The organism is Parageobacillus toebii NBRC 107807 (assembly GCF_003688615.2).
Taxonomy (GTDB): domain Bacteria; phylum Bacillota; class Bacilli; order Bacillales; family Anoxybacillaceae; genus Parageobacillus_B; species Parageobacillus_B toebii.
This window is the reverse complement of the sequence record NZ_CP049703.1, coordinates 260,541-282,475: the sequence shown is the minus strand read 5'-3', so window position 1 is coordinate 282,475 and position 21,935 is coordinate 260,541. Positions and strand designations below refer to the sequence as shown.

Below are 21,935 nucleotides of genomic sequence, written 5' to 3'. Positions count from 1 at the left end.
TTACTTACTAGTGTACAATTTGTTAACGATAATCGGAGGATGGACGTGATGATTTATTTAGATAACAGCGCAACAACAAAACCGTTTCCTGAAGTGGTGGATTCGTTTGTCACTGTGGCTACAAAGTATTTCGGAAATCCGTCCTCTCTTCACGAATTAGGAATGAAAGCGGAGCGGCTATTAACGCAAGCTCGTGAACAAATTGCCGCGTCATTGCAAGTCAAACCGAGCGAAATTATTTTTACATCTGGAGGAACGGAAGCAAATAATTTTGCCATAAAAGGAGTTGCCTTTCAATATCGCCATCGCGGCAATCATATTATTACGACGGCGATTGAGCATCCATCTGTATCAGAGGCTTGCCATCAATTGGAACAATTAGGATTTGAAGTGACATATTTACCGGTGAATGAAAATGGTGTCGTTACAGTTGAGCAAGTAAAAAAAGCGCTGCGCGATGATACGATTCTCGTTTCGATTATGCATGTCAATAATGAAGTTGGCGCTATTCAACCTGTAGAAGAGATTGGTGAGCTGCTTTCGAACTATCCGAAAACGATTTTCCATGTCGACCGAGTGCAAGGAATCAGTAAAGTACCGCTTGATATGAAAAAAGCGCATATTGATTTATGTACAATGTCGGCTCATAAGTTTCATGGGCTGCGTGGTGCGGGAATTTTATACGTTCGCCAAGGAATTCAGCTTTCGCCGTTGTTAGCGGGCGGAGGGCAGGAAATGCAGCTCCGTTCTGGGACCGAAAATGTTCCGGCAATTGTAGCAATGGCAAAAGCGTTGCGGATGTCGTTAGAAAAATACGACAAACAAATCGATTATTTACTTGAAGTCAAGCAAGCTTGGCTCAATGAATTAAAAGAGATTCCCTTTATTCAAATAAATACGCCATTAGAGCATTCCGCCCCGCATATTATTAACTTTTCTTTAGATGGCATTAAACCGGAAGTGTTTGTTCATGAATTGGAAAAAAACGATATTTTTGTTTCCACTACATCGGCGTGTTCTTCGAAAAAGAAGGCGCCAAGTAAAACATTATTGGCGATGGGAATGGGGGACAAACGGGCGGAAAGCGGCATTCGCATTAGCCTTTCCTTTGAAAATACGCTCGAAGAAATTCCGATTGCTATCGCCGTGATGAAAAAGGCAATCGAAAAATTAAGAGAGGTAACGAGGTAATTGCTATGAAATATGACCGTATTTTAATTCGCTATGGAGAAATGACGACAAAAGGTCGAAATCGAAACTTGTTTGTTCGCCGTTTAAAAGATAATGTCGCTAAAAAACTTCATGAGTTTCCGAATATTAAAATCGAATATATGCGTGATCGCATGTACATTTTACTAAACGGAGAACCGCATGAACCGATTATTGACAAATTAAAAAATGTATTTGGCATTCATTCATTTAGTTTAGCAATGAAATGTCATAATGAATTGAACGAAATAAAAGAAACAGCATTGGCAGCTGTTAAGCAGCTTCCTCATGAAGGAAAAACGTTTAAAATAAGCGCTCGAAGAGTGGATAAGCAATTTCCGTATGGAAGCAGCGAGTTAAATTATGAAATTGGCGCTCATATTTTGCGCAATACAGACGGGTTAACGGTAAATGTACATGATCCTGATATCGATGTCCGCGTGGAAGTTCGCCAAGAAGGCACATATATCACGTGTCACGATATTCCAGGTCCCGGAGGCTTGCCGGTGGGATCGAGCGGCAAAGCAATGCTCATGCTTTCCGGTGGAATCGATAGCCCAGTTGCCGGGTATTTGGCAATGAAGCGCGGATTGGAAATAGAAGCGGTTCACTTTTTTAGTCCGCCGTTTACAAGCGATCGGGCAAAACAAAAAGTGATTGATTTAGTGAAAAAATTAACCACGTACGGAGGAAAAATAAAACTTCACATTGTTCCTTTTACAGAAGTGCAGCAAGCCATTTATACACAAGTGCCAAACGAATACTCGCTTATTTCAACAAGAAGAGCAATGCTAAAAATTACTGATGCATTGCGTCAGCGGCATCGAGCACTTGCGATTGTGACAGGGGAAAGCCTTGGACAAGTTGCCAGCCAAACTCTAGAAAGCATGTTTGTCATTAATGATGTCACCACAACGCCGATTTTGCGGCCGCTTGTATCGATGGATAAAATAGAAATTATCGACATTGCTAAAAAAATTGACACACACGATATTTCGATTCTTCCATATGAAGATTGTTGTACCATTTTTACGCCAAGATCGCCAAAAACAAAACCAAAAAAAGAAAAAGTGGTTCATTATGAAAGTTTTGTTGATTTACAACCATTAATAGAGAAGGCGATCGCAAATACGGAAACGATGGTCATCGACGAACATTCCGCAACGGAAGATGAGTTTGAACAGTTATTCTAAATCCCGAAATTTACCAATGAGATAAATGCATGAAGCCATATGTTTTCACACATTCTATAGGTACAAGGAGGTGAAAACATATGGCACGCAACAACAATTCGAATCAATTGCTTGTTCCAGGAGCACAACAAGCTCTTGAACAAATGAAATACGAAATCGCTCAAGAATTTGGCGTAAAATTAGGCGCTGATACTACTTCTCGCGCTAACGGTTCTGTTGGGGGAGAAATCACAAAACGCCTTGTTGCTATGGCGCAACAACAATTAGGCGGTACTCAACAACAATTTTAATTGAATATATATGGCTACGAAGGCGGGTTTATCCCGCCTTTTATTATTTTTTAAAAATATTCAAAATATATAAATTATTTTGTATAATGTAAGTAGCATGCGCTAAATTGGCACCTATCATATTGTAAAGGGGAGTTGGAGAAAATGAAGCGGGAAAATTTCATTGCGCCGGAACGCTATAATTTAACGTCTGAGATCGAAAAACATGCGATGGCTAATCCGAATAAGCTTGCTTTAAAATGGGAAAATGAACAAGGGGAAACACGGGAAATTACATATGGCGATTTAATCAAACACGCCAATAAAATTGGAAACGCTTTATTAAAACGTGGGCTTGAAAAAGGGGATAAAGTGCTTGTTATGGTGCCCCGCTTAATTGAAGCGTATGAAGTATATTTAGGAACATTAAAAGCGGGGCTGGTAGTCATTCCGAGTTCGGAAATGCTACGCACAAAAGATCTGCAATACCGTATTTCCCATGGTGAGGTAAAAGCGATTATTGCGTATGAGCCATATGTGGATCAATTTGAACCGATCGGAAACATTGACCATATTATGAAATTCGTTGTCGGAAAGACGAAACCGAGCGGTTGGATCAATTTAGAGGAAGCGATGAAGGCAGAAAGCGATGAGCTTGTTGCGGCTGACACATCCCGTGATGATATGGCGTTTTTATCTTATACATCGGGAACGACCGGAAATCCGAAAGGGGTCGTTCATTCGCACGGGTGGGGGTATGCGCATTTGCGCATCGCTGCGAAAAATTGGTTATGCATTGAAGAAAATGATCTTGTCTGGGCGACTGCCGGTCCAGGATGGCAAAAATGGATTTGGAGCCCGTTTTTATCAACGCTCGGTTCAGGCGCCACTGGGTTTGTGTATTATGGCCGGTTTGATCCAGAAAAATATTTACAGCTTTTAAGCAAGTACGAAGTAAATGTGCTTTGCTGCACGCCGACGGAGTATCGGCTAATGGCAAAAGTGCCAAATATCGGCGATTATAAGCTTCCGCATCTCCGCAGCGCCGTATCAGCCGGAGAGCCGCTTAACAGGGAAGTGATTGATACGTTTGAAAAATATTTCAACATTCAAGTCCGGGATGGATATGGACAAACGGAAAATACATTGCTTGTCGGCGTTATGAAAGGTATGAAGATCAAACCAGGCTCCATGGGCAAACCGACGCCGGGAAACATCGTTGAGATTATCAATGAAAACGGGGAACCTTGCGCCGTCGGCGAAGTTGGCGATATCGCCGTCCACGTCGACACTGCAACGCTGTTTAAGTATTACTATAAAGATCCGGAAAGAACGGCGATGCAATTCCGCGGTGATTATTATATTACAGGGGATAAAGCGAGAAAAGATGAAGATGGATATTTTTGGTTTGAAGGGCGTGGAGATGATATTATCATTAGCTCCGGTTATACAATCGGACCGTTTGAAGTAGAAGACGCCCTTGTCAAGCACCCTGCGGTAAAAGAGTGTGCTGTCGTCGCTAGTCCAGATGAAATACGCGGTTATGTTGTGAAAGCGTTTGTTGTTCTTCGCGAAGGAGTAGATAAAAATGATCCGGCGCTGATTCCAAAGCTGCAGGAGCATGTCAAACAGCTGACCGCACCGTATAAATACCCGCGTAAAATTGAATTTGTCGATGATTTGCCGAAAACGCCGTCAGGAAAAATCCGTCGCGTGGAGCTGCGCGAACGCGAGATGCGCCTTGCAAAGCAGCAATAAAAAAGTAAAAAAAGGACTGTTTCAAACAGGAAACAGTCCTTTTTTGCTCTTAAACGGCATTGTGGGCGAAAGATTGTCTCCAGCCTGACTCGTCTTATCAAAAAGCTAAATCACAACAAAAGCAAGAACACCCCAGCGGGCGAAGAACAGTTTACTTCCAGAGAGAGTTTTCTTATAAAAACACTCGTTTTACTTTGTCCCAGAAAGAATTGTCCTTTAAACGGACGGTTTTAATCACTCTGTCGCTTAAGATGACATCAATTTTTTCAATATGTTGAATGCTTAATGCTTCATTATCTAAACCAATGATTGGAAAATGGCTTGTTTCATCGGACATTTTTAAAGTTAATTTTCGCTCTCCGCTTAAAATAAACGATGAACCGAGCGTCCGGTAACGGTTATTATTGAGTGAAGCTAACTCGCTTACTTGAAAGCAAGGAAGAAGCGGATCAACGACAGCGCCGTTTACCGATTTATTATATGCCGTACTTCCTGTCGGTGTCGAAATGATGATTCCATCTCCACGAAACGTTTCAAAGTGCAGGTCGTCAATAAATACGTCCATCGTTAATGTTTTAATAATTTGCGAGCGAATGGAACATTCGTTTAAACAGAAAAATGAAGCGGTGCCATCAATGGTAACTTGAATAATTGGATATTTTCTTACTTCCAGCTGTAAATTTTTTATTGCTTCTGCCATATGATCAATGTCATCAATTTGAAAGTCGCAGTAAAACCCGCGTGACGGAAGTGTGGAAATCCCGACATATAAGCAATCGTTGCGAAATCCTGTTTGACGCACCGCTTGTAAAAACGAGCCATCGTCCCCGATGCTGACGATGATATTCGCTTTTTTATGATCATCGACTACCACAAACGGACCTTGTTTTGCAAGCGTGATCAGCGGTTCTACACGTTTCATCAGTTGTTCATCACGCTTATAAAAAAAATAAAGATGATTGCGCTCGTCTGCCATTTAAAACCCTCCCATTGTCCCGTTGTCATATTTTAGTCAATTGGTAATTATGGTACAATAAGTGAAGTATACATAATTTAGTGTAACACTTTTACACGAAATCTAAAAATAAGTTGTTTTCATAGGGGGAAGAATGATGAATCGAAAGCGATGGATCGCGTTATTGATTGCTGTTGTATTATTTGTTTTTTCCGCCTTAGTAAACGTTATTACTACACTGTTAACAAGCGATGCGGAAAAATGGTCGGGAAATTGGCTTGCATTAGTGCAGAATGAGTTCAGCGAAGAGGTTCTTGAAGATGGCGATGAATTGCAAAAAATCGTTGTTCTTGAAGTAAATGGAGTTATTCAAGATGTAGGAGATACGGGGGCGCTATTTGCTGCAGCAGGATATGATCATCAATCATTTTTGCGAATGATTGAGCAAGCAAAAAATGACGATACGGTAAAAGCGATTGTGCTAAGAGTAAATTCACCTGGGGGCGGCGTCGTGGAAAGCGCGGAGATTCACGACCAACTGCTGGAACTAAAAAAAGAAACGAAGAAACCAATTTACGTTTCAATGGGATCGATGGCAGCTTCGGGAGGATACTACATTTCGACGGCAGGGGATAAAATTTTCGCAAGTCCTGAAACGATTACCGGTTCGCTGGGGGTGATTATGCAAAGTTTAAACTATGAAGGACTTGCTAAAAAGTATGGAGTAAAGCTTGTCACGATCAAAAGCGGACCGTATAAAGACATTATGAATCCGACAAGGGAAATGACGGAAGAAGAAAAGAAAATATTGCAGCAACTAATTCAAAATTCTTATGAGGGATTTGTGAAAGTGATTTCCGAAGGCAGACATCTTCCGGAAAGCGAAGTTCGAAAAATTGCCGATGGGCGAATTTATGATGGAAGACAGGCAAAACAATTGCATTTGATTGACGAATTTGGTTATTTGGACGATACGATCGCCGCATTAAAAAAAGACCATCATTTGTCGGACGCGCAAGTGGTGAAATATACGAATGAATTTTCGTTTGGCTCCTTATTTCAAATGGCGTTCAATCAAAACACAACGCCAAAGCATGAAGCAACCGAATTAATAAAATTGCTTTCTAACCCTTCTTCACCGCGCTTAATGTATTTATATGCTGAATAAAGGAAGTGGAAAAATGACCGAAAAGTATCTGCCAGTTCCTGTAGAGGCAAGAAATGAAACATATGCAAATGTATCTTCTCATGTACGATATGCTGGGTTTTGGATGCGATTTTGGGCATATTTGCTCGATTTGCTTGTTGTCTCCAGTTTAAACCGTTTGCTTATTTTTCCGTTCTTTCATCTGTTGGATATTTCTGTTGATCGGACGAATATGTTTGCGCCAGCAACGATTGCTACGACCTTGACATTTTATGCATATTTTGTATTGATGACAAAATTCTTTCAACAAACGTTAGGAAAAATGGTGTTTGGATTAAAAGTGATTGATGAGTCTGGAAAGCCGTTAACATGGACGACCGTGTTATTTCGTGAAGTGATCGGGAAGTTTATTGCGAAAACGATTTTGTTTATCGGATTTCTTTTTGTCGCTTTTTCAGAAAAGAAAAAAGGGATGCACGACCAGTTTGCTGATACACTTGTCATTCATGAATAAACCTGTCATATTGGCAGGTTTATTTTTTTACGCACATGGTGACAATGGTATGTTGAAGGGGAGTGCTGATGTTGAAAATTGCGGTAAGTATAGTTGTCGCTCTTTTTCTATTGATTTTTGTTTTATCGGTGATGAAGTTGTCGATTACAATTCTTTTTCAACATGCACAAGATGATGATGAATGGAAAATTACGTTTCGAACATTATTTGGGATTATTCGATATACGATACATATACCATTAGTAAAAATAGAAACAGAGTCGCCAGGTATCGTCATTGTTCATAACAAAACGGTAAAAAATATTTCCGAAAGCAAGCCAAACCGAAGCAAGTATACGCTAGAGGATATTATCGATAGCTTTCAGAAAGCAAAGGAGTTTGCCAGACATGTCGTACGACTGAATGCAATTATAAAAAAATTCCTTCGTCATATATCCATTACGAAATTCGAATGGCAGACGAAAATCGGAACAGGAGATGCAGCGGCAACAGGGATGATTGTCGGATTAGGATGGTCGTTGAAATATAGTTTGGTTGCATTATTTAGCAAATATATGAAACTACAAACGTCACCTTGTTTAATGATTACTCCATCTTTTCATGAAGCAATTTCCGAAACGAAATTCGTATGTATGATTCATTTTCGAATCGGGCATGCTATGTTAGCAGGAATACGAGTTGTGAAATATTGGCGTGACTATCATTTGTCAGAAATAAAAACATTTGTCACCCAGCAAACAAATGAAAGCTACTAGGAGGAATCTTGCATGAGCAATCATCCAATTCAAGGGCTTATGACAACAGCGATGGAAAATTTAAAACAAATGATTGATGTCAATACAATTATCGGTGATCCGGTCGAAACGCCAGACGGAAGTATCATTTTAACGGTTTCCAAAGTAGGTTTTGGATTTGCGGCGGGTGGTAGTGAATTTATGATGGATGGCAATGGCGCTAGTCAACAACAGGCTAGTGAGCATCCATTTGGCGGCGGAAGCGGCGGCGGTGTTTCCATTACGCCTATTGCCTTTTTGATCGTTAACTCTTCGGGAGTAAAACTGCTTCATCTTGACGAAAGCACTCATTTATATGAAAAGATATTGGATGTGGCACCGCAGGCGATTGAGAAAATTCAAGAGATGTTAAAGAAAAATAAAAAGGATTCGCCAACAGAAAAACACGATTTTGATATTTGATAAGTTGAAACCATTGAAATTTTTTGGTATTCCCTTTATGATGACAGTAGTACATATTTTAAGGGGGGAAGACCAATGGCGCAAGTTACATTTAAAGGACAACCGGTAACATTAGTTGGTAATGAAGTGAAAGTGGGAGACAAAGCACCTGATTTTAAAGTATTGGCTAACGATTTATCGGAAGTCACGCTCGCTGATACGAAAGGCCACGTCCGCTTGATCAGTGTTGTTCCGTCGCTGGATACAGGCGTTTGTGATGCGCAAACACGCCGGTTTAATGAAGAAGCAGCAAAATTGGATAATGTGAAAGTATTGACGATTAGCGTTGATTTGCCGTTTGCGCAAAAACGCTGGTGCGGGGCGGCAGGTGTGGAAAACGTACAAGTTCTTTCTGACCATCGCGATGTTTCCTTTGGGCAAGCGTACGGCGTGCTGATTAAAGAATTGCGTTTACTGGCACGCGCGGTGTTTGTCATTGACAGCAACGATATTGTAACATATGTGGAATATGTGCCGGAAGTAACAAATCATCCGAACTACGAAGCGGCCATCGAAGCGGCAAAAGCAGCAAAATAACCGAAAAGACCTCGACTTGTTCGAGGTCTTTCCTATTTTATCGACACAGGCTTGCGATCGGCAAATGTTCGTTTATCCTTCTTGCTATTGGATTGTGCACATCGTACAATAAAGTATTGGACACTTACGGAAAGGTGGAGGAACAATGGCAACTCCAGTAGAACGTTTGTTTACATTATTTGATGAAACAGCCAAAATTTTGCAAGATGAATTACAATGCACCTATTTAGAAGCGGTGGCAGAAACGGGAGAAAATGTGTTTCACGGCGATGTTCTTCAAGAAGAAGTGAGCGAAGTCAACGCGAAACGTCTCAAAAAACAATATGCCGACATTCAACTCGAACGGTTTACGAATGAAGAAATAAGAAAAGCATTTCAGCTTGCGGTGTTAAAAGGAATGAAGGAATATACACAACCGCATCATCAAATGACCCCGGATGCGGTTAGTTTATTTATAAGCTATTTAGTCAATCAATTTACTCGCCAACATCTGGCGCTTACCATTCTTGATCCTGCCGTCGGTACCGCAAATTTGCTGACAACGGTGCTTAACCATCTTAAAGGGAAGCAAACGAAAAGTTACGGTGTGGATGTGGACGATGTATTAATCAAGCTGGCATATGTGAACGCGAATTTGCAAAAACACGCGATTCAGCTTTTTAATCAAGATGGGCTGCAGCCGCTATTTGTAGAGCTTGCAGATGTAGTCGTGTGTGATTTGCCTGTCGGTTATTATCCACATAAAGAAAATGCTTCTCGCTTTGCATTAAAGGCGGAAGAAGGACATTCATACGCCCATCATTTGTTCATTGAACAAAGCTTGTATTATACAAAAGAAGGCGGCTACTTGTTTTTCTTAATTCCAAATACATTATTTTCAAGTGACCAAGCGGCAAAATTGCATGAATTTATTAAAGAGCATGCGGTTATTCAAGGATTGTTGCAACTGCCGCTATCGATGTTTAAAACAGAACAAGCAGCAAAAAGCATTTTTATTTTGCAAAAGAAAGGAGAAAACGTAAAAGCACCGAAAAAAGCGTTGTTAGCGGAACTTCCCCGTTTCTCCAATAAACAGGCGATGCAGGCGATGATGAGAAAAATTGATGAATGGGTTACAGAAGAAAAAGGGAAGTAAAACAGTTCCCGTGATAAGTGGGAACTGTTTTTATTTTCGGAAGATAGTAATTATTTTTATTTTCGAAAGATAAAAATATAGGCTTGTCACCAAATTATCACAAATAATTTGCTTGAAAGGGTGGATGAACAATCATACAATGAAAAAGTATAGTGAAATAATTAAAAATCGAACAAAATAACGATAGCGATAAATTAAAGGAGTTGTTTGAAATATGTCCAAAATTTTAGCGATTAACGCGGGTAGTTCATCCTTAAAGTTTCAATTATTTGAGATGCCGAACGAAACCGTTCTAACGAAAGGAATCGTGGAACGAATCGGTTTTGACGATGCGATTTTTACAATTACGGTCAACGGTGAAAAAATCCAAGAAGTGACAGCGATTCCAAACCACGCGGTAGCTGTGAAAATGTTGCTTGACAAGCTAATCAGCCACGGTATTATTCGTTCGTTTGAAGAAATTGACGGAATTGGTCATCGCGTTGTGCATGGCGGGGAGAAATTCAGTGATTCCGTGCTGATTACTGATGAAGTATTAAAGCAAATTGAAGAAGTATCTGAGCTTGCTCCGCTTCATAATCCGGCAAACATCATCGGTATTAAAGCATTTCAAGAAGTATTGCCAAATGTGCCTGCCGTGGCGGTGTTTGATACGGCTTTTCATCAAACGATGCCGGAGCAGTCGTTTTTATACAGCCTTCCATATGAGTACTATACGAAATTTGGCATTCGCAAATACGGGTTCCATGGTACGTCTCATAAGTATGTAACACAACGTGCTGCCGAATTGCTTGGCCGCCCGATTGAACAGCTTCGCCTCATTTCTTGCCATCTTGGAAATGGGGCCAGCATCGCGGCAGTAGAAGGAGGAAAATCGATCGATACGTCCATGGGCTTTACGCCGCTCGCTGGTGTAGCAATGGGAACGCGTTCAGGGAACATTGACCCAGCCCTTATCCCTTACATTATGCAAAAAACGGGAATGACTGCGGATGAAGTGCTTGAAGTATTAAATAAGAAAAGCGGAATGCTTGGAATTTCCGGTCTTTCTAGCGATTTGCGCGACCTTGAAAAAGCTGCGGCAGAAGGAAATAAACGTGCTGAGCTGGCGCTTGAAGTATTTGCTAATCGCATTCATAAATATATCGGTTCTTATGCGGCGCGCATGTGCGGTGTAGATGCGATCATTTTCACGGCTGGAATTGGCGAAAACAGTGAAGTGATCCGTGCGAAAGTCTTGCGCGGCCTTGAATTTATGGGAGTATACTGGGATCCTGCATTAAATAAAGTGCGCGGCAAAGAGGCGTTCATTAGCTATCCACACTCCCCGGTAAAAGTGTTAGTCATCCCGACGAACGAAGAAGTCATGATTGCGCGGGATGTTGTCAGACTGGCGAATATTGGTTAATATGGAATAAAAGCAGCCTTTTATGAAGGCTGCTTTTTTATAAAAAATTTTAATCAAATAGGTGATCGATATGAGCGTTACGGAACATAAAAAAGAAGCACCGCACATCGTCCGCTGTAAAGTCATTACGATTAGTGACACAAGGACAAAAGACACGGATAAGAGCGGAAAATTAATGATGGATTTATTAAAAGAAGCTGGTCATGAAGTTGTCAGTTATGAAATCGTAAAAGATGAAAAAGAAGCGATTCGAGAGGCGATTTTGCACGGATGCGAACAGACGAATATTGATGTGGTGCTAACAAACGGCGGCACAGGCATCGCTAAACGGGATGTGACCATTGAAACAGTAAAAGAAATCATCGAAAAAGAAATCGTTGGCTTTGGCGAGTTGTTTCGCATGTTAAGCTACACGGAAGATATCGGTTCAGCCGCGATATTATCGAGGGCGATTGCCGGCGTAGCGAACGATACAGCGATTTTTTCCACCCCAGGGTCGTCGGGAGCGGTGCGCCTTGCGATGACAAAATTGATTTTGCCGGAGCTTGGCCATGTGGTGCGGGAAATAAGGAAAGATTTACGATGAAAGCAAAAAAGTGTCCGTTCAAGGAATCGGACACTTTTTTGCCTGATTAGGTGTTTTTTTGTTTTTCGACTTCTTGATTGCGTAGGATAAATCGCTGGATTTTTCCACTAGGCGTCTTAGGCAGTTCCGTTACGAATTCCACTTCGCGAGGGTATTCGTGTTTTGATAAACGGTTTTTCACGAATAATGATAATTCTTGCGCTAGTTCGTCTGATGGAGTAAATCCATCTGCCAATACGACGAAGGCTTTGACGATTTCCCCTTTTAACGGATCTGGTTTTCCAACGGCCGCTGCTTCCACTACCGCTGGATGTTCGATGAGACAGCTCTCTATTTCAAAAGGCCCAATGCGATATCCGGCACTAGAGATGATGTCATCGGCCCTGCCTTGGAACCAAAAGTATCCGTCCGCGTCTTTCGTTGCCAAGTCTCCAGTGAGGAACCAGCTTCCTGCCAATCTCTCAGCCGTTTTTTCAGGATCTTTCCAATAACCTTTGAACACGTTTGGAATGGAATTCGTGTTAAAAGCAATTTGTCCAACATTTCCGTCCTCTACCGGAACGCCTTCTTCGCTGAGCAGCGCGACTTCAAATCCCGGCAGCACCCATCCCATCGAACCAGGGCGTATCTCCATGTCAACCGCGTTGAAATTGCCGATCAGCATTAACGTTTCCGATAGCCCATATTGGTCGTGGACAGTAACCCCTAAATGTTTTTGGAAAAAGCGGATCACTTCCGGATTAAGCGGTTCTCCCGCGGAACTCATTGCCCGCACGCGGATATTGTATTTATTGATTAATTCTGCTCCTGCTGCGACCATCGCGCGATAAGCGGTCGGTGCGTAAGCGAAATTCGTTACATGATATTTTTCCATAAGAGAATAGTACGTTTCTGGTTTAAACGGTCCTTCGTAAAAGACGATTGGCACGCCAAAGCACATTGGCGCAAATGTGCAAAAGATCAGCCCGTAAGCCCATCCCGGATCGGCTCCTCCTAAAAATACATCATCATCCCGTAAATCGATGGCGTATCGCATATAAGGATATATGTTAATGAGCAAGTTGTGCGACCACATGGCTCCTTTAGGCATCCCCGTCGATCCGGATGTGTATTGGATAGCTAGTAAATCGTCCACAGTTGTTTCTTCGGTCTGATGATCGACAGACTCTTTTGAAAGCGTTTCCCAAAATGATAAATCGTTATGGTCATTTGTTTCATCAATGACAAAAATATGCTCTAATGTTGGCATTTTTTCTCTTGGAGGTAATTTTGAACGTTGTTCTTTATTCGTCAAAATCACTTTTGCTTCAGAATGATTAATCCGATATTCAATCGCCTGTGGACCAAACGCTGTAAATAATGGAACATAAACCGCGCCAACTTTCCAAGCAGCTAAAATATAAACGACCAGAGCAGGATTTTTAGGCAGAAGAGCGCAAACTCTATCTCCTTTTTTTACTCCAAGTTTGCGAAATACATTCGCCATTTGGTTCGACCAATCCCGCAATTCTCGATAGGTGATGGCTCGCTTTTCCCCTAAATGGTTTTCGTAAAACAGAGCAATGCGAGTTGGATCTTCTGCATAGCGGTCACATACTTCATGAGCGACATTGAAACGTTCACGTGGATTCCAGTCGTAATGTTGAAACACGGTCTCCCAAGAAAAAGAAGTGGTTAATGAAGAATGGGACGTTTTATTTGGCATTTATACCCCTCCACTGTTGTAAAAGGTAGAATCAATATCAATAATAATTGCAAAAGAAAAAATATTCAATATATTATTTAAAAATAAAATAGTATATTGTATCCAGAGGCAAAAAAAGAAGGAGCATTTTTCTGCCATCTTTTCGCTCCTTCATTGTTTTATTGATGAGCGCGCATCGATACCGTTTGATTCATCCGATACCAAATCCATAAATCGTTGATGATCGAGGCGAGTTCGGCTATTTCCGAATTTAACCGGCATGAGCGCTCAAAATCGTTTTCATCACTCAACTGATCTTGTTTTTCGTTAATAATTTTTTCTAATTCGGCAATACGGTCGGGAATGGTTCCACGAATATTTTCCCATCGCAGCAAAATTGCGTGTTGTTCGTCTTCGCTATAATCCTCCCAGTCTTTTTCAAGTTTCGGCAATGGAATGCCAAGACGTTGATCATAAATGAAATATTGCTCCATGCTTCTCCCTCGCTTTCCCTTATTTTCTATTTTATAAAAAAGAACAGAAAGAACCAACTTTCAGTATTTTTATACTTTTTCATGAATAACTATTGAAAAACCTTATAAAAACTGATAAAGTGATAATATACTTGGTGAATATTTATTTATGCGCAAGTATATTTATGTGAAAGGGAAGGGGAATACAATATGACGAATCCGAAACTTGTGCTGGCGTATTCCGGTGGTTTAGATACATCTGTTGCGATTAAGTGGCTGCAAGAGCGAGGTTATGATGTCATTGCTTGCTGTTTAGACCTTGGAGAAGGAAAAGATCTTGATTTCGTGAAAGAAAAAGCGTTAAAAGTCGGAGCGATTAAGTCATATGTTATTGATGTCAAGGAAGAATTTGCTGATGAATATGCGCTTATTGCATTGCAGGCACATGCGCTTTATGAAGGAAAATATCCGCTTGTCTCCGCCTTATCGCGCCCGCTTATCGCGAAAAAATTAGTGGAAATTGCGGAATTGGAAGGGGCGGTTGCCGTCGCGCACGGATGTACAGGAAAAGGAAACGACCAAGTTCGCTTTGAAGTATCCATTAAAGCGCTAAATCCAAATTTGGAAGTGATCGCGCCGGTTCGCGAATGGAGCTGGTCGCGTGAAGAGGAAATCGAGTATGCGAAAAAACATGGCATTCCGATTCCAGTCGATCTAGACAGTCCGTTTTCGATTGACCAAAACTTATGGGGCAGAAGCAACGAGTGCGGTATTTTAGAAGACCCTTGGGCGGCTCCGCCGGAAGAAGCATACGAATTAACGGCAGCGTTGGAGAATACACCGGATGTGCCGGAAATCATTGAAATCGGTTTTGAACAAGGCGTGCCGAAGACATTAAACGGCAAGCCGTATTCGCTCGCTTCGCTAATTTTGGAGTTAAACGCCATTGCCGGAAAACATGGGGTTGGACGCATCGACCATGTCGAAAACCGCCTAGTCGGCATTAAATCGCGCGAAGTGTATGAATGTCCTGGAGCGATGACGTTAATTAAGGCGCATAAAGAATTAGAAGACTTAACACTTGTAAAGGAAGTAGCGCATTTTAAACCGATTATCGAGCAAAAATTAGCGGAAGTCATTTACAACGGTTTGTGGTTCTCACCAATTAAAGACGCGCTTGTCGCTTTCTTAAAAGAAACGCAAAAGAACGTAACTGGCGTGGTGCGTGTGAAGCTGTTTAAAGGGCATGCGATTATCGAAGGGCGCAAATCAGAGTTCTCCTTATACGACGAAAAGCTTGCGACATATACGGCGGATGACCAATTTGATCATCAAGCGGCCGTTGGCTTTATTTCCTTGTACGGATTGCCAACGAAAGTATACAGCATCGTCAACAATCAAAAGAAGGTGAACGTGTGAAAAAGCTTTGGGGAGGACGTTTTAAGAAAACAGCGGAAGAGTGGGTCGACGAGTTTGGAGCGTCGATCCCATTCGACCAAGAGTTAGTCGAAGAAGACATAGAGGGCAGCATCGCTCATGCAACGATGCTTGGCAAATGCGGAATTTTGCCAAGTGAGGATGTGGAGAAAATCAAGGCCGGACTGTTTACGCTGCTAGAAAAAGCGAAACAAGGCAAGCTCGAATTTTCTGTTGCCTACGAGGATATTCATTTAAATATTGAAAAAATGCTTATTGATGAAATTGGCCCTGTCGGTGGGAAACTGCACACAGGAAGAAGCCGAAACGACCAAGTGGCAACCGATATGCATTTATATTTGCGCAAACGCGTAACGGAAATCATCGCGCTTATTCAAGAATTGCAAAAGGTGCTTGTCGAAAAAGCGGAGGAGCACGTGGAAACAATTGTACCGGGATATACACATTTGCAGCGGGCGCAGCCGATTTCGTTTGCCCATCATTTGCTTGCGTATTTTTGGATGCTTGAACGCGACCGCGAGCGATTCCGTGAATCATTAAAGCGCATTAATAAATCACCGCTCGGGGCGGGAGCGCTCGCTGGAACAACGTTTCCAATTGACCGTCATTTGACCGCGGAGCTTCTTGGCTTTGACGGCATCTACGAAAACAGTATCGATGCGGTGAGCGACCGTGATTTTATCATTGAATTTTTAAGCAACAGCTCCATGCTGATGATGCATTTATCACGTTTTTGCGAGGAGCTTATTCTTTGGTCAAGCCAAGAGTTTCAATTTATTGAAATTGACGATGCGTTCGCCACAGGAAGCAGCATTATGCCGCAAAAGAAAAATCCGGACATGGCAGAATTAATTCGCGGAAAAACGGGACGGGTATACGGAAATTTATTAGCGCTTTTGACAGTGATGAAAGGAACGCCGCTTGCGTACAACAAAGATATGCAAGAAGACAAAGAAGGCATGTTCGATACGGTGAAAACGGTCACTGGATCGCTGAAAATCTTCGCTGGTATGATTAAAACGATGAAAGTAAACGTCGATGTTATGGAAAAAGCGACAAAACAAGATTTTTCGAATGCAACGGAGCTTGCCGACTACTTAGCCAACAAAGGGGTACCATTCCGCGAGGCGCATGAGATTGTTGGCAAACTCGTGCTAATTTGTATTGAAAAAGGCGTATTTTTAGCCGATTTGCCGATGGATGTCTATAAGGAAGCGTCACCGTTGTTTGAAGAAGATATATATGAAGCGCTTAAGCCATACACCGCTGTTAACCGCCGCAATAGCGCGGGCGGAACAGGTTTTTCCGAAGTAAGAAAAGCGTTGGAAAAAGCTAAAAAAATAGTGAACACTCCGTAGCGGATGCTGCGGAGTGTTTTTCTTTATTCTTTTTCGGTTCGCACGACAAGCACATCGCACTTCGCATAGCGGGTGATATGCTCGGAAACGCTTCCAATTAACAGGCGTTCGACTGCGTTTAATCCTGTTGCTCCACAGATGATCAAATCAGCTTTATATTTTTGCGCTATATCTTTAGCGATTTTTACTTTTGGGGAGCCAAATTCAATGTCGATGACCACATCGTTTAATCCAGCGTCCAACGCTTGTTGTTGGTAACCGTTTAAAAGCTCTTTTGCGTATTCTTCAGACCGTTTAACGGCGGTGCTGTCATATAATTCAAATGGGGCGGCAAAGCTCCGTAAATCAATGACGTGAGAAAGAATAAGTTTCGCATTATTACGTTTAGCAATTTGGATCGCTTTTTTGAATGCCCATTCCGCTTCTTTGGAACCATCAATGGCAACAACAATCGTCTTATACGTCATTGTCATTGTTCTCCACTCCCTTTGGATAAAAGTGCTATCTCTATTATTAGTATACCTGCTACAAGTAATGAGAAACTACCATATGTATGATATTTCTATGAACGAGGAGGGATATAATTATGGAAAAAAACTATAGAAAAGATTTCGATTATGATGAAGATGCAGTAAAAATGGTTAGCGAGCAAATTATGGATGCATATCATAGCGGGGTTGTTGATCGTGATGAACTTCACTATAATCCAAAGCGTGAAGTTGGTGAATAATTTCCACTACATCATGGTGTTTATGCGCCATGATGATTTTTTTTAAGCGAGATGGATGCGTTTAGACATATCTTTATAGTAAAGTAAAGACAGGAAGTTGTTAAGGTGAGGAGGAGTAGATGTGCGACATGCCCTCATCACAGCCGGAGCGAAAGGGCTGGGGAGAAAAGTAACGGAACTGTTGTTAGAAAAAGGATATTCGGTAACCGTCAATTATCGGAGTGATGAAACAGCGGTACAATCACTGCAAGAAAAGTATGCCCATCTAAAAGAGCGGCTTCAATTTGTTCGCGGTGACGTCACAAAAAAAGAGGATTTATCTGCGCTTGTGGACGCGGCGTTAGATCGGTTTGGGCGGATTGATTTTTTAATTAATAACGCAGGGCCGTATATTTTTGAGCGAAAAAAATTAGCTGATTATACAGAAGATGAGTGGTACGAAATGATTGAAGGAAATTTAAGTGCGGTATTTCATTTATTGAAAAAAACGATTCCAGTGATGAGAAAACAACGATTTGGCCGCATTATTACATATGGTTTTCAAGGTGCGGCAGGAGCGCCGGGATGGCCGAACCGATCCGCGTTCAGTGCCGCAAAAGTCGGGTTAGTGTCATTAACGAAAACAATCGCGCTAGAAGAAGCGGAATATGGCATTACAGCTAATATGGTTTGCCCAGGCAATATTGTTGGAGAGATGAAAGAAGCGACGATCGCCTATTCGCGTACAATAAAAGACAATGAGACACCAATTGGGCGCTCGGGAACAGGGGAAGATATCGCTCGTGTTGTTGCTTTCTTATGCGAAGAAGATTCAGACATGATTACAGGAGCGATCATCGATGTGACAGGAGGAGTAAATGTTATTCATCGATACTGGACATAAGCGCATTTTTCCAAAAATCACCTTGCTCGATGCAGTGGGGTGATTTTTCTGTTTTTCTATGTTCCATTGGATGTGAAAAAAACATTTGATAGATAAAAGTGATCGTTTATTTAAGTGAAAATAGGAGAAAGATAAGTAATGATGATCTCACCTTTTATTAACAAAATAATATGTTATAGTAAGCAAATGAGCTAGGAGGAATTCGTTGCAATGAAAATCGGTGTTCCAAAAGAGATAAAAAATAACGAAAACAGAGTAGCGATCACACCGGCCGGAGTAATGACATTAGTGAAAGCAGGACATGAGGTATATATAGAAAAAGGAGCGGGGCTTGGTTCAGGATTTTTCGATGAAGAATATGAAAAAGCAGGAGCAACGATTGTTTCATCGGCGCAAGAAGCGTGGTCGTCCGAAATGGTCATGAAAGTGAAAGAGCCGCTTCCACAAGAGTATTCTTACTTTCGCGAAGGTCTTATTTTATTTACGTATTTACATTTAGCGGCGGAAGAAGCGCTAACGAAAGAATTAATCGAAAAAAAAGTAGTCGGAATTGCTTACGAAACGGTGCAGTTGCCAAATGGCTCGCTTCCATTATTAACTCCAATGAGTGAAGTGGCGGGGCGAATGTCCGTACAAGTGGGAGCGCAGTTTTTAGAAAAACCGCATGGCGGGAAAGGAATTTTATTAGGAAGTGTACCAGGAGTGCGCCGCGGAAAAGTAACGATTATCGGCGGCGGGGTTGCTGGAACCAATGCGGCGAAGATGGCAGTTGGTCTTGGAGCGGAAGTGACGATTTTAGATATTAATCCAGATCGGCTCCGCGAGCTCGACGATTTATTTGGGGATCGTGTGACGACGTTAATGTCAAATTCGTATAATATTGCCGAATCAGTGCAACAGTCTGATTTAGTGATTGGTGCGGTGTTAATTCCAGGAGCGAAAGCTCCAAAACTCGTCACAGAAGAAATGATTCGTTCGATGTCACCAGGTTCTGTTCTTGTGGATATTGCTATTGATCAAGGAGGAATTTTTGAAACGACCGATCGCGTTACAACCCATGATGATCCAATCTATGTGAAACATGGAGTTGTTCATTACGCAGTAGCGAATATGCCTGGTGCGGTGCCAAGAACGTCAACATTTGCGCTGACAAACGTTACCGTACCTTACGCGCTGCAAATCGCTAATAAAGGATATCGAGAAGCTTGTTTGCAAAACGAAGCGTTGTTGAAAGGAATTAATACGTTGAACGGTTATATTACGTATGAGGCGGTAGCGCAGGCACATGGATTGCCTTATAAAGATGCGAAAACATTGCTGCAACAATCATAATCTTGTTTTCGGCAAAAAGAGCGGCCTTTTCGGCAACATCCCGAAAGACCGCTTCTTTTATTTATCTGTCTTTAAACGATTATAAGCTCTTTTGGATATTTCGTTAAAATTTCTGCACCGTTATCGGTGATGAACACATCGTCTTCAATACGCACCCCGCCGACAGAAGGAACATAAATGCCCGGTTCAATGGTAAACGTCATACCGCGCTCTAGCGGCATCGTATTTGTTGCATTCATAGATGGATATTCATGTAATTCGATGCCTAAACCATGGCCGACGCGATGTGTAAAATATGGACCATATCCTGCCTGTTCAATAATCGATCTTGCGGCTCGGTCGACATTGCCGATTTCCACGCCTGGTTTAGAGGCATCAATCGCCGCAAGCTGCGCGCGCAGAACCGTATCATAAATCATTTGCTGTTCCTCTGTCGCTTCACCGAAGACGACCGTTCTTGTAATATCAGAGCAGTAGCCGTCCACAATGACGCCTAAATCAAATAGAACAAAATCACCACGTTGAATGGCTGTCAGTCCCGGCACACCGTGTGGGTTAGCGGTGTTTTTGCCGGTCAGTACCATCGTGGCAAACGACATTTCCCGTACGCCTTTTTTCTTCATTTCGTATTCGATGGTTGCGATAATATCTAGTTCTGTTTTCCCTTCGGCAATTGCGTTTACTCCTACTTCGACAGCATAGTCTGCAAGTTCTGCCGCCTGGCGCAATACGGCAATTTCTTTCTCCTCTTTGATCATTCGCAATTGCCGCAGCTTTTCTTCCGCGTTTATCCATGAACGCGCTTGGAAATAGGTATGAAGCAGTTCGTATCGTTCGAGAGAAAGATGGCTTTTTTCGACAGCAATTCGCTCTACAGCAATATTTCTTGAGCGAACATGATGCTCAAGCAGCTGCCATGGATTGTCTGTATCGGTGTAATCAATAATTTCGTATGTCCATCCAGCTTGTTTTACGCGTGCCGTTTCCATTTGCGGGCAAATTAATGCCGGCTCTTCTTGCGGAAAGATGAGCAACGCTAAAAGCCGCTCGTGAGGGTCGCAATAAAACCCGCTTAAATAAAAGACGTTCGGACTTGACGTAATAAGCGCAAATGAAATATGTTGTTCTTGAAGCCACTCGGAAAATAATTGAAGTCGTTTGTTCATTCTGCACCCTTCCTTTCTATATACTTTGAGAGTAGCAGGAATATAAGAAAATGTAAATGTTTATAAGCGTATGGGCAGGGAAATGCATCCACCACCGCGAATAATAATGATGAAAGGAGAGGATGATCATGAAAGTAACATATCATGGACATTCCGTCGTAAAAATTGAAACAAACGGGAAAACGATTTTTATTGATCCATTTATTACAGGTAACGGCGCGACAGATTTAAAATTGGAAGATGTGAAAGCAGATGTCATTTTGCTTACTCATGGTCATGGCGACCATGTTGGGGATACAGTGCAGCTGGCTAAGAAAAATAACGCGCTCGTCGTTGCTCCTTTTGAATTAGCTACATATTTAGGATGGCAAGGAGTAAATACCCACCCGATGCATATCGGGGGAGCGCATCAATTTGATTTTGGAAAAGTGAAATTAACGCAAGCGTTCCATGGTTCCGGTTATGTGACAGAGGACAAGCAAATTATTTATTTGGGTATGCCGGCTGGAATTTTATTCACCGCCGAAGGCAAAACGATTTATCACGCTGGAGATACGGGGTTGTTTTCGGATATGAAACTGATCGGTGAGCGCAATTCTATTGATGTCGCATTTTTGCCGATCGGAGATAATTTCACAATGGGGCCGGAAGATGCTGCGGTTGCGGCGGAATGGCTTCGCGCGAAAATAGTCGTGCCGATTCACTACAATACGTTCCCGGTCATCGCCCAAGATCCTCACCAATTTGTTGCGCTGCTTCCCGATGGCGTAGGACGTGTATTAAAACCAGGAGAAGGTATTGAATTATAAATGAAAAAGCGTCTCTTATGGAGGCGCTTTTTTAGGAACAAGTGTGTTTGGTCGTTTCATTGAATTGAATTTGCTCCACCCGTATAATGAAAATAGGAGACTATGTAAAGGGTGAAG

The 21,935-nt window shown here is 42.0% G+C and carries 23 protein-coding genes; 18 read left to right on the top strand and 5 right to left on the bottom strand.

Translation table 11 applies throughout. The features are described from left to right. Window positions 1-48 precede the first annotated feature (48 nt). From DER53_RS01425 to mbcS, 4 genes are all read left to right on the top strand, one after another. A complete protein-coding gene (locus DER53_RS01425; protein WP_062754984.1) occupies window positions 49-1,191 on the top strand; it encodes a cysteine desulfurase family protein in 1,143 nt (380 codons plus the stop codon). A 5-nt stretch (window positions 1,192-1,196) separates the two neighbouring features. After that, window positions 1,197-2,402 carry a tRNA uracil 4-sulfurtransferase ThiI gene (thiI, locus tag DER53_RS01420; RefSeq protein ID WP_062754982.1) on the top strand — a complete coding sequence of 402 codons (1,206 nt, stop codon included), beginning with the start codon at window positions 1,197-1,199 and terminating at the stop codon, window positions 2,400-2,402. An 80-nt stretch (window positions 2,403-2,482) separates the two neighbouring features. Beyond that, complete coding sequence (locus DER53_RS01415) at window positions 2,483-2,692, top strand: alpha/beta-type small acid-soluble spore protein (protein ID WP_015864814.1); 210 nt, start codon at window positions 2,483-2,485, stop codon at window positions 2,690-2,692. Window positions 2,693-2,836: 144 nt separating this feature from the next. Continuing rightward, a complete protein-coding gene (gene mbcS / locus DER53_RS01410; RefSeq protein WP_062754980.1) occupies window positions 2,837-4,429 on the top strand; it encodes an acyl-CoA synthetase MbcS in 1,593 nt (530 codons plus the stop codon). 172 nt (window positions 4,430-4,601) lie between these two features. Here mbcS and DER53_RS01405 read toward each other — a convergent pair whose 3' ends face one another. Then, window positions 4,602-5,405, bottom strand: a complete 804-nt coding sequence (locus tag DER53_RS01405) for an NAD kinase (RefSeq protein ID WP_015864812.1) — start codon at window positions 5,403-5,405, stop codon at window positions 4,602-4,604. 136 nt (window positions 5,406-5,541) lie between these two features. Here DER53_RS01405 and sppA point away from each other — a divergent pair, with 136 nt between their 5' ends. The 8 genes from sppA (at window position 5,542) to DER53_RS01365 (ending at window position 11,946) form a co-directional block, all read left to right on the top strand. Continuing rightward, window positions 5,542-6,552, top strand: a complete 1,011-nt coding sequence (gene sppA, locus DER53_RS01400) for a signal peptide peptidase SppA (RefSeq protein WP_062754978.1) — start codon at window positions 5,542-5,544, stop codon at window positions 6,550-6,552. A gap of 13 nt (window positions 6,553-6,565) precedes the next feature. Then, on the top strand, window positions 6,566-7,045 hold the full coding sequence (locus DER53_RS01395) for an RDD family protein (RefSeq protein WP_062754976.1): 480 nt from the start codon (window positions 6,566-6,568) through the stop codon (window positions 7,043-7,045). A gap of 68 nt (window positions 7,046-7,113) precedes the next feature. After that, complete coding sequence (locus DER53_RS01390) at window positions 7,114-7,800, top strand: DUF2953 domain-containing protein (RefSeq protein ID WP_062754974.1); 687 nt, start codon at window positions 7,114-7,116, stop codon at window positions 7,798-7,800. 12 nt (window positions 7,801-7,812) lie between these two features. Continuing rightward, on the top strand, window positions 7,813-8,241 hold the full coding sequence (ytfJ, locus tag DER53_RS01385; RefSeq protein ID WP_015864808.1) for a GerW family sporulation protein: 429 nt from the start codon (window positions 7,813-7,815) through the stop codon (window positions 8,239-8,241). A 75-nt stretch (window positions 8,242-8,316) separates the two neighbouring features. Then, complete coding sequence (tpx, locus tag DER53_RS01380) at window positions 8,317-8,817, top strand: thiol peroxidase (protein ID WP_015864807.1); 501 nt, start codon at window positions 8,317-8,319, stop codon at window positions 8,815-8,817. 145 nt (window positions 8,818-8,962) lie between these two features. After that, window positions 8,963-9,952: a class I SAM-dependent methyltransferase gene (locus tag DER53_RS01375; RefSeq protein ID WP_015864806.1), complete on the top strand. Its 990-nt coding sequence runs from the start codon at window positions 8,963-8,965 to the stop codon at window positions 9,950-9,952. A gap of 214 nt (window positions 9,953-10,166) precedes the next feature. Further along, window positions 10,167-11,360 (top strand): acetate kinase, encoded by a 1,194-nt coding sequence (locus DER53_RS01370; protein ID WP_062754972.1) that lies wholly within the window; start codon window positions 10,167-10,169, stop codon window positions 11,358-11,360. 70 nt (window positions 11,361-11,430) lie between these two features. After that, entirely contained in the window at window positions 11,431-11,946 is a 516-nt protein-coding gene (locus DER53_RS01365; RefSeq protein ID WP_062679240.1) for a MogA/MoaB family molybdenum cofactor biosynthesis protein, read from the top strand. Between the two features lie 46 nt (window positions 11,947-11,992). On the opposite strand, the gene DER53_RS01360 is transcribed toward DER53_RS01365, so the two are convergent. Next, window positions 11,993-13,651, bottom strand: a complete 1,659-nt coding sequence (locus DER53_RS01360) for an acetate--CoA ligase (protein ID WP_062754970.1) — start codon at window positions 13,649-13,651, stop codon at window positions 11,993-11,995. A gap of 158 nt (window positions 13,652-13,809) precedes the next feature. Continuing rightward, the gene (locus DER53_RS01355) at window positions 13,810-14,124 is read right to left on the bottom strand and encodes a hypothetical protein (RefSeq protein WP_015864803.1); all 315 of its coding nucleotides are present in this window, start codon (window positions 14,122-14,124) and stop codon (window positions 13,810-13,812) included. 189 nt (window positions 14,125-14,313) lie between these two features. On the opposite strand from DER53_RS01355, the gene DER53_RS01350 reads away from it, so the two are divergent. Together DER53_RS01350 and argH are read left to right on the top strand one after the other, a co-directional pair. Further along, window positions 14,314-15,522 (top strand): argininosuccinate synthase, encoded by a 1,209-nt coding sequence (locus DER53_RS01350; RefSeq protein WP_015864802.1) that lies wholly within the window; start codon window positions 14,314-14,316, stop codon window positions 15,520-15,522. After that, the gene (argH, locus tag DER53_RS01345) at window positions 15,519-16,898 is read left to right on the top strand and encodes an argininosuccinate lyase (protein ID WP_062754968.1); all 1,380 of its coding nucleotides are present in this window, start codon (window positions 15,519-15,521) and stop codon (window positions 16,896-16,898) included. The genes DER53_RS01350 and argH overlap by 4 nt, the downstream gene beginning before the upstream one ends. 23 nt (window positions 16,899-16,921) lie before the next feature. Here the strand turns inward: argH and DER53_RS01340 are convergent, their stop codons facing one another. After that, entirely contained in the window at window positions 16,922-17,371 is a 450-nt protein-coding gene (locus tag DER53_RS01340) for a universal stress protein (RefSeq protein WP_062754966.1), read from the bottom strand. A 113-nt stretch (window positions 17,372-17,484) separates the two neighbouring features. On the opposite strand from DER53_RS01340, the gene DER53_RS01335 reads away from it, so the two are divergent. The 3 genes from DER53_RS01335 (at window position 17,485) to ald (ending at window position 19,843) form a co-directional block, all read left to right on the top strand. Then, complete coding sequence (locus DER53_RS01335; RefSeq protein WP_015864799.1) at window positions 17,485-17,628, top strand: hypothetical protein; 144 nt, start codon at window positions 17,485-17,487, stop codon at window positions 17,626-17,628. Window positions 17,629-17,749: 121 nt separating this feature from the next. Next, window positions 17,750-18,511, top strand: coding sequence for an SDR family oxidoreductase (locus DER53_RS01330; RefSeq protein ID WP_015864798.1), 762 nt, complete (start codon window positions 17,750-17,752; stop codon window positions 18,509-18,511). Between the two features lie 210 nt (window positions 18,512-18,721). Further along, entirely contained in the window at window positions 18,722-19,843 is a 1,122-nt protein-coding gene (ald, locus tag DER53_RS01325; protein WP_062754964.1) for an alanine dehydrogenase, read from the top strand. 71 nt (window positions 19,844-19,914) lie between these two features. On the opposite strand, the gene DER53_RS01320 is transcribed toward ald, so the two are convergent. Beyond that, entirely contained in the window at window positions 19,915-21,009 is a 1,095-nt protein-coding gene (locus tag DER53_RS01320; RefSeq protein ID WP_062754962.1) for a M24 family metallopeptidase, read from the bottom strand. A 128-nt stretch (window positions 21,010-21,137) separates the two neighbouring features. On the opposite strand from DER53_RS01320, the gene DER53_RS01315 reads away from it, so the two are divergent. Beyond that, entirely contained in the window at window positions 21,138-21,818 is a 681-nt protein-coding gene (locus DER53_RS01315; protein WP_062679236.1) for a metal-dependent hydrolase, read from the top strand. Window positions 21,819-21,935: the final 117 nt, after the last annotated feature.